This window comes from Phyllobacterium brassicacearum, from assembly GCF_003010955.1.
GTDB classification, from domain to species: Bacteria; Pseudomonadota; Alphaproteobacteria; order Rhizobiales; family Rhizobiaceae; genus Phyllobacterium; species Phyllobacterium brassicacearum.
Genome location: NZ_PGGO01000004.1, coordinates 92528 through 109682, shown reverse-complemented (window position 1 = coordinate 109682; position 17155 = coordinate 92528). Strand labels below are relative to the sequence as shown.

General features: G+C 56.0%; 13 protein-coding genes. 10 read left to right on the top strand and 3 right to left on the bottom strand.

All coding sequences use genetic code 11. From position 1 onward, the window contains the following. A partial coding sequence (gene putA, locus CU102_RS07620) for a bifunctional proline dehydrogenase/L-glutamate gamma-semialdehyde dehydrogenase PutA (protein ID WP_146146465.1) occupies positions 1 to 1700 on the top strand: 1700 nt, incomplete at its 5' end. Between the two features lie 106 nt (positions 1701 to 1806). Continuing rightward, positions 1807 to 3486, top strand: coding sequence for a formate--tetrahydrofolate ligase (locus CU102_RS07615; RefSeq protein ID WP_106710503.1), 1680 nt, complete (start codon positions 1807 to 1809; stop codon positions 3484 to 3486). Here CU102_RS07615 and CU102_RS07610 read toward each other — a convergent pair. Then, a complete protein-coding gene (locus CU102_RS07610; protein ID WP_166648417.1) occupies positions 3478 to 4572 on the bottom strand; it encodes a Ca2+-dependent phosphoinositide-specific phospholipase C in 1095 nt (364 codons plus the stop codon). The genes CU102_RS07615 and CU102_RS07610 overlap by 9 nt on opposite strands. Positions 4573 to 4902: 330 nt before the next feature. On the opposite strand from CU102_RS07610, the gene CU102_RS07605 reads away from it, so the two are divergent. The 6 genes from CU102_RS07605 (at position 4903) to CU102_RS07580 (ending at position 12786) form a co-directional block, all read left to right on the top strand. After that, entirely contained in the window at positions 4903 to 7086 is a 2184-nt protein-coding gene (locus CU102_RS07605) for an anthranilate synthase (RefSeq protein WP_106710525.1), read from the top strand. Between the two features lies 1 nt (position 7087). Beyond that, complete coding sequence (locus CU102_RS07600; protein WP_106710501.1) at positions 7088 to 7996, top strand: cation diffusion facilitator family transporter; 909 nt, start codon at positions 7088 to 7090, stop codon at positions 7994 to 7996. A 26-nt stretch (positions 7997 to 8022) separates the two neighbouring features. Continuing rightward, positions 8023 to 8604: an NUDIX domain-containing protein gene (locus CU102_RS07595; RefSeq protein ID WP_106710500.1), complete on the top strand. Its 582-nt coding sequence runs from the start codon at positions 8023 to 8025 to the stop codon at positions 8602 to 8604. Positions 8605 to 9019: 415 nt separating this feature from the next. Further along, a complete protein-coding gene (locus CU102_RS07590; RefSeq protein WP_106710499.1) occupies positions 9020 to 9967 on the top strand; it encodes an alpha/beta hydrolase in 948 nt (315 codons plus the stop codon). A 305-nt stretch (positions 9968 to 10272) separates the two neighbouring features. Continuing rightward, a complete protein-coding gene (gene leuA / locus CU102_RS07585; protein WP_166648416.1) occupies positions 10273 to 11976 on the top strand; it encodes a 2-isopropylmalate synthase in 1704 nt (567 codons plus the stop codon). A 204-nt stretch (positions 11977 to 12180) separates the two neighbouring features. Beyond that, positions 12181 to 12786: a hypothetical protein gene (locus CU102_RS07580; RefSeq protein WP_245425264.1), complete on the top strand. Its 606-nt coding sequence runs from the start codon at positions 12181 to 12183 to the stop codon at positions 12784 to 12786. Here the strand turns inward: CU102_RS07580 and CU102_RS07575 are convergent. Further along, a complete protein-coding gene (locus tag CU102_RS07575; RefSeq protein WP_106710522.1) occupies positions 12770 to 13699 on the bottom strand; it encodes a metallophosphoesterase family protein in 930 nt (309 codons plus the stop codon). The genes CU102_RS07580 and CU102_RS07575 overlap by 17 nt on opposite strands. 84 nt (positions 13700 to 13783) lie before the next feature. Here CU102_RS07575 and CU102_RS07570 point away from each other — a divergent pair, with 84 nt between their 5' ends. Both CU102_RS07570 and CU102_RS07565 read left to right on the top strand, forming a co-directional pair. Beyond that, positions 13784 to 14254, top strand: a complete 471-nt coding sequence (locus CU102_RS07570) for an NUDIX domain-containing protein (RefSeq protein ID WP_106710498.1) — start codon at positions 13784 to 13786, stop codon at positions 14252 to 14254. 306 nt (positions 14255 to 14560) lie between these two features. After that, complete coding sequence (locus tag CU102_RS07565; protein WP_106710521.1) at positions 14561 to 15073, top strand: GNAT family N-acetyltransferase; 513 nt, start codon at positions 14561 to 14563, stop codon at positions 15071 to 15073. Between the two features lie 2 nt (positions 15074 to 15075). Here CU102_RS07565 and CU102_RS07560 read toward each other — a convergent pair whose 3' ends face one another. Continuing rightward, the gene (locus CU102_RS07560) at positions 15076 to 17151 is read right to left on the bottom strand and encodes a glutamine amidotransferase (RefSeq protein WP_208113829.1); all 2076 of its coding nucleotides are present in this window, start codon (positions 17149 to 17151) and stop codon (positions 15076 to 15078) included. Positions 17152 to 17155: the final 4 nt, after the last annotated feature.

The following is a 17155-nucleotide window of genomic DNA, read 5'->3' as shown; positions in this document are numbered from 1 at the left end:
AAAAAAAAAACTCTTCTTTTGTTTCGGTCGTGGGTGACAATGACGTGCCTATTGCCGACCTGTTGATCCGGCCGAGCGAGAAACTGAACGATGGTAAGGGCTACAGGCATCCAAATATTCCGCTACCAGCAAAGCTCTACGGTAAACGTGCCAATTCCGCCGGCGTCGAACTTGGCGATCGGAAGGAGCTTGCCGGATTGCTGAGCGGCATCGTCAAGGCTTCGCGCAGCGTCGACGCGGTTGCGCTGATTGACGGCGCCAAGACATCCGGTAAACCCCAGAAGGTGATCTCGCCCGTCAACGGATCGACAGTTGGCACCGTCGTGTTTGCGACTGCCGATGAGGCTGCAAAGGCAGTGGGCATTGCCCGCAAAGGTTTCGCGTCGTGGTCGCGTCTATCTGTGGAAATGCGAGCCAAGGCTCTGGAGAAGGCGGCGGACCTCCTTGAAGGCAAGCGCGATCAACTTCTCGATCTTCTGTCGCGCGAGGCAGGCAAGACGATCGATGACGGGATTGCCGAAATTCGCGAAGCGGTCGATTTCTGCCGTTACTATGCGGCTGAGGCACGGCGGCAATTCGGCACCGACAAAGTCATGCCGGGGCCAACGGGTGAAGACAACAAGCTGCGGCATCGCGGCCGGGGTGCTTTTGTGTGCATCAGCCCGTGGAATTTCCCGCTGGCGATTTTCCTCGGTCAGGTAACGGCGGCGTTGGCCGCTGGTAACACCGTGGTTGCCAAACCCGCGGAACAAACGCCGCTGATTGCCTATGAAGCCATTCGCACTTTGCACGAGGCCGGTGTGCCGAAGAACGCAGTGCTCTATTTGCCAGGTGACGGTTCAGTTGGTGCGGCGCTGACTTCTCATCCCGAGATTGCCGGTGTCGCCTTCACGGGTTCGACCGACACGGCCTGGGCTATCAACCGAACACTAGCTGCCAAGAAGGGCCCGATCGTCCCGTTGATTGCAGAAACGGGCGGCCTCAATGCCATGATCGTCGATGCGACGGCGCTGTCCGAACAGGTGGCAGATGATGTCGTGATGTCGGCATTCCGTTCTGCTGGCCAGCGCTGCTCGGCACTTCGCATCCTTTACCTGCAGGAGGACATCGCCGACAACATGCTCGAAATGATCGAAGGCGCCGCCATGGAGCTGACGGTTGGCGATCCTTCGCTACCCTCGACAGATGTTGGGCCGATCATCGATGAGGCACAGCGCGAGATGCTGTCAAACCACATTGCGGCGATGCGCAAGAGCCAGAAGGTGCGCTATGCCGGTGACGCCCCGAAGGACGGTCTGTTCTTTGCGCCGCATATCGTCGAGCTCGACCGCCCGGAAGCGCTGGAGCGCGAAGTCTTTGGTCCCGTGCTGCATGTGGTGCGCTGGAAGGCCAAGGACCTCGACAAGGTGCTCGATCAGATTGCCTCGACAGGTTACGGCCTGACGTTCGGGCTTCATACGCGCATCGAAGCGACGGTGACCAAGGTTATCGACCGGCTCGATATCGGCAATGTCTATGTTAACCGCAACACAATCGGTGCGGTTGTTGGCACTCAGCCGTTCGGTGGATCGGGTCTTTCGGGAACCGGGCCAAAAGCAGGCGGACCCGCGTACCTCTCGCGCTTCGCACTGGAGCAGGTGGTTTCAGTTAATACCGCAGCCGCCGGTGGCAATGCGAGCCTGATTGCCATGGGCGAATAGGAAAACGGAGAACTTCCGGCGTACAATTGGGGATAGTCAGTTCGGGCTATCCCCAATTCGCTTCGAGAATGCTATTTGACGTACTTCCGATATGGGGGGACTGCCGATGGCTATCGTCAAATCCGATATTGAGATTGCACGCTCAGCGGCGAAAAAGCCTGTACTCGAGATCGGCGCAAAGATTGGCATTCCACCCGAACATCTTGCGCCCTATGGATATGACAAGGCCAAGCTTTCGGCGGAATTCATCCGTTCGAAGCGTGACGCGAGGGATGGCAAGCTCATTCTGGTCACGGCCGTGAGTCCGACGCCGGCCGGCGAAGGCAAGACCACCACAACGGTCGGGCTTGGCGATGGGCTCAATCGCATCGGCAAGAAGGCCATTGTCTGTATCCGCGAGGCGTCGCTCGGTCCCTGTTTCGGGACAAAGGGGGGAGCTGCGGGCGGTGGTTATGCGCAGGTCATCCCGATGGAAGACATCAACCTGCATTTCACCGGCGACTTCCACGCCGTGACTGCGGCGCATAATCTGCTCGCGGCGATGATCGATAATCATGTCTATTGGGGCAACGAACTCAATCTCGACACGCGCCGCATTACCTGGCGTCGGGTCATGGACATGAACGACCGCGCCTTGCGTGACATCGCATCGTCGCTGGGCGGGATTGCCAACGGGTTTCCGCGAGAATCGGGCTTCGACATAACCGTTGCCTCGGAGGTAATGGCGATTCTCTGCCTTGCCACTGACCTGAACGATCTGGAACAGCGGCTGGGTGAAATCATCATTGGCTATCGCTTCAACAAGACGCCCGTCTATGCCCGCGACCTCAAGGCAGACAAGGCGATGGCGGTGCTGCTCAAGGACGCAATGCAGCCGAATCTCGTGCAGACGCTGGAGAACAACCCGGCTTTCGTCCATGGCGGGCCGTTTGCCAATATCGCCCATGGTTGCAATTCGGTGGTCGCCACGACAACGGCGCTGAAACTTGCCGACTATGTCGTGACGGAGGCAGGCTTCGGCGCAGATCTTGGGGCAGAAAAGTTTTTCGATATCAAATGCCGCAAGGCGGGGCTGAAACCGGCCGCAGCTGTCATAGTTGCCACAGTCCGCGCGATGAAGATGCATGGTGGTGTTGCCAAGGAAGATTTGGGTAAAGAAAACATTGCCGCCATCAAGGCGGGCTGCGCCAATCTCGGCCGCCACATGGAGAATGTCCGGCAGTTCGGCGTGCCGGTGGTTGTCGCCATCAACCATTTCACGGCGGATACGGAAGCCGAAATTGCGACGGTGAAGGCGTTCGTTACGGCCCATGGCGCCGAGGCGATCCTGTGTAAGCACTGGGCGCAAGGCTCTGCCGGGATAGAAGATCTGGCGCACAAAGTCGTCGCCCTTGCCGAAAGCGGCGCAGCGCAGTTTTCGCCGCTCTACGAAGACGAGTTGTCACTGTTCGACAAGATCGAGACGATCGTCAAGCGCATCTATCGCGGCGCTGAGGCGGACGCCGACGCAAGCGTACGCGAACAATTGCGGCAATGGGAGGACGCCGGGTATGGCAACCTCCCTGTCTGCATGGCAAAGACCCAATATTCATTCTCGACAAACCCGCATCTGCGAGGTGCGCCGGTCAATCATGTCGTCCATGTGAGGGAAGTCCGTCTCTCCGCCGGTGCCGGTTTCATCGTGGCAATCTGCGGTGAGATCATGACCATGCCTGGCCTGCCAAAGTCGCCATCGGCCGAGCGTATCCATCTGAATGGTGATGGCTTGATCGAGGGTTTATTCTGAAACAGGTGTCTCTGGCGGGATATGGACTATTCGATAGGAGGCTTTCTTCTGTGCGAGATATCTGTCGTAAGTTGCTAAACCTGTCTTGCTGGCAACCTGCGCGGAAAAGGCCTCGTGATCATTGCCCCAAACTCGGGTGAGGTGTTTTTCATTATAAGCCTTCCCCGACAAATGTTTATGACTAGCGTCCATATTGTTCATGACAACAAACTTTGCGTTCTTGGCACTTATACAACCGGATTTTCCGTTGACCTCTGCCTCTGTGCTCAGGTTTGGTGCAACAAACATGGCCGCGTTTAAGCCTTGCTCATCAAGGTATTGGTTCATAACGCAATCATCGACCTTGAATGACGTTTTGACCAGGATGTTCAAGATTTGGCTCGCTACACTCAATCCCACATTGAGCACATCACTGCCGTTCAACACTACCAAGATGCGCCCCTTCAAGTCGCTGGGCCTGGGCCAGCCTTTGACTTTGACTCGCGCCTGCAGAGTGTCGCCATCTTTGTCCAAAGGCTTTTCCGGCTCAGCGAATGCAAACAGGTCCTTCGGAGCGAAGAGCGCCTCTTTGAAAGCATCTCTTACCAGATCATCAAGATTCGCCGGCTTTCTATCGCTGCCTTGAACGTGTGACCAAGACTGCTTTTTATCGAGCATAATGATGATCGGAAAATGATCGGAGTGATCGTCACTCCAGCGCTTGACGTCTTTGAGGCATGCACGCAAATCATTCGTGCCGTTCCCATCGCCAGAACAACTATTGTCATTGCCGGAATTGAAAAATCCAAGGAAATTGGCGTCGTGCCGTACATACCAAGCTTTCGGCTGCCCACCCAGGAACAGCGTCTTCTGATCCCAAAAATCGATCTCCAGAGTTTTGATGTCATTCAATACTGTACTGAATGACCCCTTGGCCGTCGTAAATCGGTGCTCAAAGCAATTGTGGCAGGCGACCTGAGATATTTCGTTGAGAGGATATAGCCATGCATCAGGCGATATCATCGTTTTGTCGCCATTTGTTTGTGCGTAGGCAGTATTGGTCAGAGAGATTGATAGGATCATCATTGTTATTAGACGTAAGGTCATAGGAAAAGTACTCATTTGAAATTGGATATTCGAAATACAACGTCAACTATATCGAACAGGTTTCTATTTTGTGACAGGCTGGTTCATTTTGCGGCATTGTCAAATCCAGGCATATTTTTGCTGTTGCAAGCGGCGCTGCATGCAGCTAACAATCACCGCCATGAACACGCGCATTCTTGCAAATGGCTGGTGGTGGGCTCGCTGATAGCGGCCAGGCAGCCTTTTGCATGTTTGTGAAAAGGGAACAGGGCCGCAACGGGTTTTCCGGGCGGCCTTTTTGTTTGACCGCCAGAAGCCCCCAAGGCCAGATGCAACAGAGTGGAGATCAGGATGCATAGAATTGAGGGCGACGTCGAGATATTCGACACTGCGGGCGGTGTCACGATCTCCCGGTCACGAATTGCAACGGCTTATGCCAGTGCGATTGACAGCTATGTCGATGCCCTGGACGAGCGGCGCGGCGCGGTGTTCTCGTCCAACTACGAGTATCCGGGCCGCTATACGCGATGGGACACGGCCATTGTCGACCCACCCGTGGTCATCACTTCCAACGGCCGCCACATGACGATCGAGGCGCTCAACAAGCGTGGCGAAATTCTGCTCGCACCCATTAGACAAGCCATTGCGGCGCTTGAAGAAGTGTCCCTGCTCTCCGCAGGCGTGACCAGGCTGGAGCTTGAAATCGCATTACCATCCCGTCACTTCACGGAAGAAGAGCGCTCTCGCGTTCCATCCGTATTCACTGTCCTGCGCGCGATAGTCGCGCTGTTTTTTACTGAAGACGATGCCAATCTCGGTCTATACGGCGCGTTTGGCTATGATCTCGCGTTCCAGTTCGACCCTATCGAGTACAAGCTGAAGCGCCCGGACGACCAGCGTGACATTGTGCTCTACCTGCCCGACGAAATCCTCGTCGTCGACCACCATGCTGCCAAGGCGTGGCTCGATCGCTACGAATATGCATTTGATGGCGCCTCGACGGAGGGTCTGCCACGGGATACGGCTGCGGAACCGTTCAAACCGACGGATGTGATCCCGGGTCGCGGCGATCATCATCCGGGCGACTATGCGGAGTTGGTGAAGAAGGCGAAAGACAGTTTCAAGCGCGGTGATCTCTTTGAAGTCGTGCCTGGTCAAACGTTCTATGAGCGATGCGAAACCAGCCCATCCGTCATTTCGCGCCGCTTGAAGGCCATCAATCCGTCGCCGTACTCGTTCTACATCAATCTCGGCAACAATGAATATCTGGTTGGAGCTTCTCCGGAGATGTTCGTTCGTGTGGTTGGCCGGCGCATCGAGACATGCCCTATTTCTGGCACCATCAAGCGCGGCGAGGATGCGATCGCCGATAGCGAGCAGATCATCAAGCTGTTGAACTCGAAAAAGGACGAATCCGAGCTCACCATGTGCTCGGATGTCGACCGCAACGACAAGAGCCGTGTCTGTGAACCAGGATCAGTCCGCGTGATTGGCCGCCGCCAGATTGAAATGTATTCACGCCTGATCCATACGGTCGATCATATCGAGGGGCGTTTACGTGAAGACATGGATGCATTCGATGGGTTCCTCTCACATGCCTGGGCCGTGACGGTTACTGGTGCGCCGAAGCTTTGGGCCATGCGCTTTATCGAAGAGAACGAGCGGAGCCCGCGCGCGTGGTACGGCGGTGCGATTGGCATGGTCAACTTCAATGGAGACATGAATACCGGGCTGACGCTGCGCACGATCCGCATCAAGGACGGCATCGCGCAGGTTCGCGCCGGTGCTACTCTGCTTTATGACTCGGTGCCCGAAGAGGAAGAGGCTGAAACAGAGCTGAAGGCTTCGGCGATGATCGCAGCGGTTCGGGAGGCGCACAAGAGCAACGTCCTTCCAGAAGAGCGGGCTGTGGCACGTGTCGGGGAGGGGCTGTCGATCCTTCTCGTTGATCATGAAGATTCCTTTGTTCACACGCTTGCGAACTATTTCCGTCAGACCGGGGCGACTGTGAGCACGGTTCGAACGCCTGTGCCGGATGAAATCTTTGACCGGATCAAACCGGATCTCGTCGTGCTTTCGCCCGGACCGGGCACACCGGAGGATTTTGACTGCAAAGCGACAATCAAGAAGGCGCGGAAACGGGATTTGCCGATCTTCGGCGTCTGCCTTGGTTTGCAGGCGCTGACTGAGGCTTATGGTGGAACGCTCCGCCAGCTTCATGTGCCGATGCATGGCAAACCTTCGCGTATCCGGGTCACCAAGCAAGGTAAGATCTTTTCCGGACTGCCGAAGGAAGTGACGGTTGGTCGTTATCATTCGATCTTCGCTGATCCCGTTCGCTTGCCGGACGAATTTGTCGTTACCGCAGAAACCGAAGATGGTGTCATCATGGCTTTCGAGCACAAGAGCGAACCAATCGCGGCGGTGCAGTTCCATCCGGAATCGATCATGACACTTGGCCACAATGCTGGTATGCGCATGATCGAGAATGTCGTGGCGCATCTGCCGCGACGTGCGAAGGAGCGAGCGGCCTAGTATGAGTGAGAGTACGACGGTTCAGCGTCTGGCGTTCTGGTCGATATTCATCGGACTGACCGTGCTCGCTATGAAGTATGGCGCATACTATCTCACCGGTTCCGTCGCGCTCTACTCCGATGCTCTGGAGTCTATCGTCAATGTGGTAGCGGCAATGGCTGCCTGGTGGGCGATCCGCGTCAGCTACAAGCCGGCGGACCAAAACCACCCTTTCGGCCACCACAAGGCGGAGTATTTCTCTGCGGTGCTCGAGGGCGTGCTGATTGTAGTGGCCGCGCTCCTGATCCTGCGTGAGGTCTGGCTTGCCTGGGCAACACCGAGGACGCTTGACCAGCCATGGCTCGGTCTCGCGATCAATGGCGGGGCAACAATAATCAATGCGTTCTGGGCATCGTTGCTCATCAATCGCGGACGAAAGCACCGATCTCCGGCCATGCAAGCCGATGGCAAACACATCATGACCGATGTTGTGACATCGGTCGGCGTGTTCGCTGGTTTGGTCGGTGCCATAGCAACCGGCTGGACCTTCCTGGATCCGCTCCTTGCCTTTATCGTAGCGCTGAACATTCTATGGCAAGGCTGGAATGTCATCGGCAGCTCGGTGCAGGGGCTGATGGATGTCGGTGTCGCAACCGAAGAAACGATGCGCATTCGCGACGTCATTTCTGCCAATGCCGGTGGCGCGCTGGAAGTGCATGACCTCAAAACCCGCATTGCCGGTCGCATGACCTTCATCGAGTTTCATCTTGTGGTCGAAGCAAATATGAGCGTTGGCGACGCGCATATCATTTGTGACCGCATCGAAAACGCGCTGATGCAACAGATTCCCGATGCCAGTGTGGTTATCCATGTCGAACCGGAGGACGAAGCGAAATTGCCGCTTGGCACGGTCGCTGTACCTTTCGCGTAGCTTTCAACTTTGCTGGAGTTTCCCGTATGAGCGACAGTCCTGTCCGTATGAAATCAGTAGAGCTCCTCTCCGACAATTGGGGGACTCTGAAAAAATACAGCTATGATTTCGTGCGGCGCGACGGGCAGACCGAGCCTCATACGCGCGAGATCTATGATCGCGGCAATGGTGCCGTGGTTCTGCCTTATGATCCAACCCGTGGAACGGTGCTGCTCACCCGGCAATTCCGTCTGCCGGCCCATGTCACGGGGCATGATCCCATGCTGATTGAGGCTTGCGCTGGTCTGCTGGATGACAACGATGCGGAAACGACTGCGCGCAAGGAGACCGAGGAAGAACTCGGTTATCGTTTGCAGCACATCGAGCGAGTCTTCGACGTATTCATGAGTCCAGGCAGCGTCACCGAGCGCCTTGTATTTTTCATTGCCGCTTATGATGCGGCCGACCGCATTTCAGATGGGGGCGGTCATGCGGGCGAGGGCGAAGACATCGAAGTTCTGGAAATGACACTGGACGAGGCCTTGGTCATGGTCGAGGAGCATCGCATTGTCGACGCCAAGACGGTCATGCTGCTGCAACATGTGAAGCTCAAGGGCCTGATTGCGTAATTTCTTCGAAGGCTCGCTCGATGCAGACTTGCAACATTCTGTAACGGATTGTTTCAGTCGGTCATGATTTCGTTACAATTATGTTGACATAGATGCAGCGCGGGGGCACATCTCACCCAGCAATGCAATTCTCCATCATTGATGCGACGCCGGGGGCGTACGTCAGGGGACAGTAAATTTGGCGGTACGCATCAGTTCCCGAAATTGAGGATCGAGCGCCAATACGCATGGCAGCGCCGAGCGGGTAACCGCGGCTGTTTACAAGCTTAGTTAACCTTAGAGCAAAGGATATCCAGATAGAACCATTCTGCCGGAGGAAATTCGTGGACAAGGTCAAGGGGATTGTCTCGCCATCCGAGAAACAGAACTGATTCTATCTGAATATCCTTTGCTCTAAAACTGCCAGGATTAACTTATGGGTAAACTGTACTTTTATGCACTGATTGCGGGTATGTCTCTCTTTGCCGTGGCGCCTCCTGCAAGCGGCCGCAGCATCGCCGATTGCGACAAGCTACAGACCGCTAAGGCGGAGGTTTTATCCGATACGGTTGACCCTATTCCCGATGTTGATAAAAATGACAAGGCAGACGCCTGTTCTCCGCAGAACAAGGCAGTTTCGCAGCAGCCGGTGAAGGTTGTGCCCATCAATATCGTTGCAACAGGCAGTGCAAACATTTTGAAGAAGGCGATCAAAGGCGACATTCTTCCCCAAGGCGAAGGATCGCTCCACGAGAATTTGGCATTCAAGTACCGCATCTATCGCCCGGAAGCACCAAATGGCGATACGATGGTGCTGTTGCATGGTTCTGGCCAGGACGAGACCAGTCTTGTCTCTTTCGGATCGAAGATTGCACCCAACGCGTTGCTTCTTGCCGTACGCGGGCGAGTGGTCCAAGACGGCTCGAATCGCTGGTACCGCCGGCTCACTCCCGTCAGTTTTGACCAGAAAGACATTCGCTCCGAAGCAAAGGCGTTTGCCGAATTCCTGAAACAGGTCACACGGGAATACAAGATCGATTCAAACCGCACGACCTTCCTCGGTTATTCCAATGGTGCGAACCTGGTCAATGCAGTCATGATGCTGTATCCGGATTTGGTGAAACAGGCTGTGCTCCTGCGTTCGATGCCAGTCTTGACCGGCATTTCGGAAGCTAACCTCGCCAACGCGCGCGTGCTGACAGTTTCCGGCGCTTCCGACCAGCTTTATGCACCCTATGCGCCCGCCCTGGAGGATTTGCTGCGCTCGCATGGCGCTCGCGTAGAAGCGCGTTCCATCAAGTCGGATCACGGTCTTGGCAAAGACGATGTGAAAGTCGTCAGCGAATGGCTGTCCGGTGCGACCGCCGAGCTCAAAAAGAACTGAGCAACTTCGAAGCCAATCTACTTGCATCGGCTCAGACAGTCGTTTATTTGTCTGACCTATGAAAACGCGCCCGGCCCACCAGACCTTCGCTTCGTCCGCCTCTGCGGGCCTGACGAATTGCGCGTTCCTCCTCCCGCTTCTCCTCGACCTTATCGGCGACCGCCGGGCTCGTTGAGAGGAGCGTCCGGCGGTCGAAACCGCCGCGAGGCTATCGCTCCTTATCCCTTTGCAAGATCAATGTAACGCTTGAGAAAGTGCCGAGATTGCGCGAGAACTGTCCGCATCCGGCCGGAAACGAGAAGCAAATGACCGATATGATCGCCCCTCGACAAAATGCGGGCATGCCCAGCGCAGCCAAGAAATATGAGCCCTATCCTTTCGTTGAACTCAAGGACCGGCAGTGGCCGTCCAAGCGCATCGAAAAGGCACCGATCTGGTGTTCGGTCGATTTGCGCGATGGAAATCAAGCACTCATCGATCCAATGGGGCACGACCGCAAAGTGCGTATGTTTGCGCTGTTGCTCGACATGGGTTTCAAGGAAATAGAAATTGGATTTCCTTCGGCCTCCCAGACGGATTTCGATTTCGCTCGCTGGTGCGTGGAAGAAGGCAATTCCTCACCCGACGTTTCGCTGCAGGTGCTGGTGCAGTGTCGGCCCGAGTTGATCACCCGCACTTTCGAGTCCTTGGAAGGCGCTCACAAGCCGATCGTTCATTTCTATAACTCGACCAGCGAACTGCAGCGCCGTGTTGTGTTCAACAAGGACGTGCACGGGGTCAAGTCCATCGCGACCGATGCGGCCAAGATGATCACCGACATGGCAGCCAAGGCTGGTGGCGGCTACCGGTTCGAGTATTCACCGGAGAGTTTCACGGGTACTGAACTCGAAGTTGCATTGGAAATCTGCAACGCGGTGACCGAGATCGTGAAGCCGACTCCAGACAATAAGCTGATCATCAACCTGCCTTCCACAGTGGAGATGTCGACGCCGAATATCTATGCGGATCGTATCGAGTGGATGTGCCGGCAGCTCGACAATCGTAAAAACCTAATCATCTCCCTGCATCCGCACAATGACCGCGGAACGGGTATTGCAGCGACTGAGCTCGGCCTGATGGCTGGTGCGGACCGCGTCGAGGGCACCTTGTTCGGCAATGGCGAGCGCACGGGCAATGTCGATATCGTCACACTGGCTCTCAATATGTTCACGCAGGGCATCGATCCTGAAATCGACTGCTCCGACATCAACCGGATGAAGGATGTCTACGAGTATTCCAATCAACTGGTGATCCCGGAGAGGCATCCTTATGTCGGCGAGCTGGTTTACACGGCTTTCTCCGGTTCGCATCAGGACGCGATCAACAAGGGCATGAGAGCGATCAAGCAGGCAAACAAGACGCTCTGGGAAGTACCTTATCTGCCAATCGATCCGCAGGACGTTGGACGCAGCTATGAAGCGATCATTCGCATCAATTCGCAGTCGGGCAAGGGCGGCATCGCTTATATTCTCCAGGCCGATTATGGATTGAACCTGCCGCGCGGCATGCAGGTTGAATTCCGCGAGGATATCCAACAGATCACCGACGAAGAAGGCAAGGAGATGCCCTCCAAGCGCATCTATGAGCGCTTCCAGGAGCTTTATGTCGAACAACCCAATGCCCGGTTGAAATTTGTCGATCACCACACCTATCCGGATACTGAGCACAAAGGGATGCGGATCCTTTCCGCTGAAATTACCGACCACGGCGAAACCAAGCGGATCGAGGGCCGGGGCACCGGACCTGTCGATGGTTTCATCGATGCATTGTCGCATTATCTCGGTATGAGATTGTCGGTTGTGAACTACTCGGAACATTCACTGCAGCACGGGTCCGACGCAGCTGCCATCAGCTACATGGAAATCGAGCATCCGGCTGGAAGGATCTTCGGGGCGGGCATCAACAAGAACATAGTGACCGCCTCGCTCGAGGGAATTGTCTCGGCGGCGAACCGGATTATCGGCAGTTAATGAAAGGCCCTTCGGGGCCTCTCCATCATCATTCGGAAGAGTAGTAAATTCGGAGATACATCCTTGCTTAAGCCAAAGGATAGGCCGAATTCGGACAAGTTTAAGGTGCATTGGCAGGCCGGATCGTTAATGATGTCTAAGGTGCAAATTCAAAAACAGGATCGACCTGACCACACCCGTGCGGACTGGATGGTGGAAGCTTTCATGCGAGAGAAGACCCCCGATGACAGGCTAAAACTTGCCGACGCGATTCGCGGCGCGCAAGTTAGTGCTGCCGATCGGGGCGACATCGCCATGGATGCAAAGGAGGCCGATCTTGCGCGGATAGAAATCCTTGCCGATGACTTGCGCCCTGTTTTTGAGGACGTACCAATCGATGATCTTCAATGGGATTTCGCTGTCTCCAAAGGCGGGCAGCCACGACTGTGGATCGATGCCACGTCGCATGTGATGATGGGGCGCGATCGGCGCACGTACCGGTTTGTCCGGGACACGAGGCTTGGACGGGTCGTTGTCGCAGAGTCGACTGAAGTAAGACCGATAGCGGACGCAGTTACAAACTATATCGCCGAGCGCATCGTTGAGCGTCAACGATTGATGGAAGGACAAAGGGTCAGTTTGCTTCCGGCAGAACCTTCTAATGATGCGGATTCGTCAGCTCGAGGTCTGGTCTATGGCGCTCCCAAACGAACGCGCTTGAGTGCGTTCGTCACGGCAACGTTCTGGTTTCTGATTGGTGCATCGGCCGGCGCCGGCGCTCTGCTGCTACTGTTTTGGGATCGCCTTGCACCCTTCATAAAGCCGGATTGAAGATTGCACCCACGGTTAAGTCGTGCTCGCGAATGGTTCGGACAGTCATCTGGTCGTCGACAATTCCCCTTTCGACCATCTGGCAAGACCAGCCTGCGTTCGTTCTAGCGATCGAGAACAGATTGAAAGCCGCAGGCGGTTTGTGATTTCCGCCAAAACTCTGGCTCGCTGAGGGTACGCATATGACCGGAATCTTCCAGTCCGGACCGTTAATCTCGTAGCGCGTTGCCAGATGCGTGTGGCCATGGAGCACAAGTTCAGCACCGTGCTCCCGAACGGTTCGCTGAAACAGACCGATGCCGAGGAGGCGCTTGTGGGAGGGAGCCGCGCCTCGCACAGGCGGATGGTGGATCATGATAACTCTGAAGAGCCCAAGCTTGCCGGTCTCATCTAGAATTTCCCCCAGTTTGCGCGCCTGGCGGTCTCGAATGTCACCGGTCGCCATGAAAGGCGCCGTGGCACGCGCAGAGGAAACGCCGACCAGCGCTACATCGCCTCGTACCCGCAGGTACGGAAACTCGACTGGGATGTTTGCAGCGGCTTCACGATCGCCGCGCATCCATGGTTCCCAGAACCGACGTGTCTTTTTCAATGCGCCCGGCACATAGGCATCGTGGTTACCAGGGACAACTGAAACATTTGCAGGATCGCCAAGCGTTTTCAGCCAGCGTTGAGCGGTTTCGAGTTCCTCGTCGAGAGCGAGATTGACCAGATCACCCGTCACTGCAATATGATCGGGCTCCTGGGCCAGCATATCGGCAATGAGAGTGTCCAATGTGCCGCCTGTCATCGAGCCTTTGCGGTTTGAACGCCAGTTGATGTAACCGGTGATGCGCTTGGAAACCAACTCACGCAAAGTGAGCGCTGGAAGCGGCGATAGATGAATGTCAGAGATGTGGGCGAGACGGAACATCATTTCAGCTTTATGAGAGTATGGAAGCGAAATCCAGTGACACAACCGTCGCACAGCGTCAGGGTTCCACTCAAGGTCGGATGAATGGTCAAGCAACGCTCAAAATGGCGTCACCGCCTGTTTCACACCTATTTCCTGTTTCATCGTCCAATGACGCTCGGAGCACGTGGCGTTGTGATTGATGATGCAACACGGTCGGTATTTCTCATTCGCCATACCTACGTTCCCGGATGGCAATTTCCAGGTGGCGGAGTGGAGACAGGACACACGATAGAGCAGACCCTTGCCAAGGAACTGATGGAAGAGGGCAACATCGAACTGACCAGACGGCCGGAGCTTTTCGCTATCTATCACAACGCCCATGCCTCCAGGCGTGACCACGTGGCGCTCTACATCTGCCGGTCTTTCCGGCAGACCACCCCGTTCGCGCCCACTCGCGAGATCGCCGAAGCCGGGTTCTTCAAACTCGATGCCTTGCCAGAGGATACCACACCGTCCACCCGGCGTCGGCTCGCCGAGATATTGGATGGCGTGGAAGTGCCGCTGACGTGGTAGGAAATCGCATAGAAGCGATTGGCTGTTCGTTTCACTGGCCCGTCAGCACGCCTTAATATCCATGCCACCAGCTGCAGGGATGTAAACAGGGCGTCACTTTTTCGCGCAGAAGGCGATTTTTTGTTTTACGTCCTGCTGGTTTGATGTTAGGCGAGCACAAAAGGAGACATTTAGTGGCAGGAATTCTGTTCATCCGACGATGAAACCCCTTACCGGCGCTCAAGCAGCGGCGGACGTTCCTGTATTGGCCAACGGCGACATGTGAAACCTTTGGCGATTGTCTACTCCTTCGAAAAGATACCCAGCATGCTGACCCATGTCCTGACCTACGCGCCGGAAGAGCCGGTGCACGATGATGCCATAGAAGACATCAACAAAGAGGCTTTTGGGCCAGGGCGCTTTACCCGGGCCGCTTATCGGATTCGCGAGGGCGGTCCGCACGACCCTAAGCTTTCTTTTGTCGCCCTGAATGGCGAGCATGTGATCGCTTCGGTCCGGCTGACGCCGATTCTGATTGGATTCACTCCGGCCATGCTTCTCGGACCTTTGGCAGTTCGTCCTGCCTGGAAGAATCAGGGCATTGGCGCAGCACTCATGCGTACTAGCATGGAAGCTGCTCGCCTGGCCGGACACAGTCTGGTCATCCTGGTGGGTGACGAGCCATATTACGCCCCCTTTGGTTTCCGTCAGATTTCGGGGCATCAGATCGAGATGCCTGCGCCCGTGGATCCGGCACGGTTTCTGGCCTGTGAACTCACGCCCCGCTCCCTGCAGAATGTACAGGGAAAGGTACGTCACGCGGACTCTGGCGGGATCTAGACCTATTTACCTTCGCGGTACCACATGCTGCCCAGTACGAGGATCATTACCGCGAGGCCGAGAAAACCTGAGAACAACGGGAGGCGGTCTACGCTCTTGAGGACCGTTTCGTTGGTGGGTCTTAGCCCGATCCAGTTGTCTCCGCTGGCGCTCGCAATGCCACGGGAGGCAACGATATTCGGAACCTCGATGGTGCTCTGATCGGCATCGGCACGGAGGCGGCGGGTACCACCACCGGTTTCCCGAGCAAGCGGATCGAGCTTTGCTGTGGTGGAGACATTGTCTGCAAATTCCGGCGCGTCTACCGGTCCAACGTGTGCAAGTGTTGTCAAATCGCCGTTGGCTACCTGGTAGAGGCCGATTTCGTCGGTTGGCAGCGCGGCCGTGAATATACCGGGTTCTGTCTCTGTCAGAGGAACCGACAGTGTTTTCCCCGACGGCGTGATGATGCTCGCAGGGTCAGCGGTCTTCTTCATGGTCTGGCGCTGGATCTCAAGGTTGCGACCGCTGCCTGTTGCAGTCAGCGCCTCCTCTTCCAGTTCGGGTTCTTTCATCAACCAATGGGCGATACGCCTGTAAAGAGCCGCATGCGGGCCACCACCTTCAAATCCGCGTGCCCAGAGCCAGCCCTGATCCGAGAGGAACATACCGACACGACCTTCGCCCATGCGGTTTAGTACCAGAAGCGGCCTGTCGTCGGCATTCATGACAACATTGCCCTCGGGTGGATTTACGTCAATGACGCGGAACCAACGGCTCCAGTTTGGCGGCTCCTGTGCGCTGCCTTCAAGTCCGCGCGTTACCGGATGACGTTTGCCTTGGTCGCTCAGGCGCGGGTAGAAAGCTGTCTCGTCGATATTGCCTGTCGGTGTTGCAGGAAGAACGGACAGGAGCGGCGTGTTGGCAATCGACATGTTGCCTGCAAATTCGGGACCGGCAGCAATCAGGAGTGCGCCACCCTTCTGAACATAGTCATTAATGTAGTCATAATAGAGCAGCGGCAGCACGTCGCGGTGCTGATAGCGATCAAAAATGATGAGATCAAACTCTTCGATCTTGTCGACAAAGAGCTCCCGCGTTGGGAAGGCAATGAGCGAAAGCTCGTTAATCGGCGTAGAGTCCTGTTTCTCGGGTGGTCGTAAAATGGTGAAGTGGACAAGGTCGACCGATGCGTCGGATTTGAGAAGGTTGCGCCATGTGCGTTCGCCATTATGTGGCTCGCCCGACACAAGCAGGACGCGCAGATTCTCGCGAATACCATCCACCATGGCAACAGCCCGGTTGTTGACTTCGGTGAGTTCGTCCGGGACTGAATCCACGACGATTTCGACGATATTGACACCTGCACGCGGCAGCGTCACCTCCAAGGGCATCTCCTCGCCGACAATGGCGTCTTCGCTGTTGACCTCGTTGCCGTTGACGCGCACGCGCACATGGGCTCGGCCACCTTGCGGCTCGCCAGCACCCGTAACCTTGTATGTCATTTGCTGGGGCTTGCCGGTCAGTCCGAAGCGAGGTGCGCGGACAAATTGAATCCGGCGATCGATTTCACCGGGTGTTCCGGTTATCAAACCATGGACGGGTGCATTGAAGCCAAGGCCGGTTGGATTGGCGGGAATATCATGGATCTGACCGTCCGTTATCATGATGGCACCACCGATGCGGGCAGGCGGCACGTCGCGAAACGCTCCGTTCAGCGCCTGGAACAGACGGGTCGATGTTGCGTCATCGTTTTCGCTGACGCGGCCGGTCTCGACTGTCCGAACTTCGAATTGCGGTAAACGGGCGAGGGTGGTCTGCACCTCCTTGAGTGCCGCATCCGTATCGGCGGAGCGATTGCCAATGTCCTGGCTTTGGCTGCGGTCGGCTATGACGGCCACGACGCTTTTCAGCGGCTCGCGTTCCTCATTGACAACGATCGGATTGAACAGCGCCATCGCGAAGGCCAGGACGGCCAACAGCCGGATCAAGCTACCGCGCTGGCGAAAGTAAATCCCAGCTAAAGTCAGGAGGACCAACGGCACCAGCAGCAACGCAAGAAGCGTGCTTGAAACGAGGGGCTGAAAATCCAGGGACAAATAC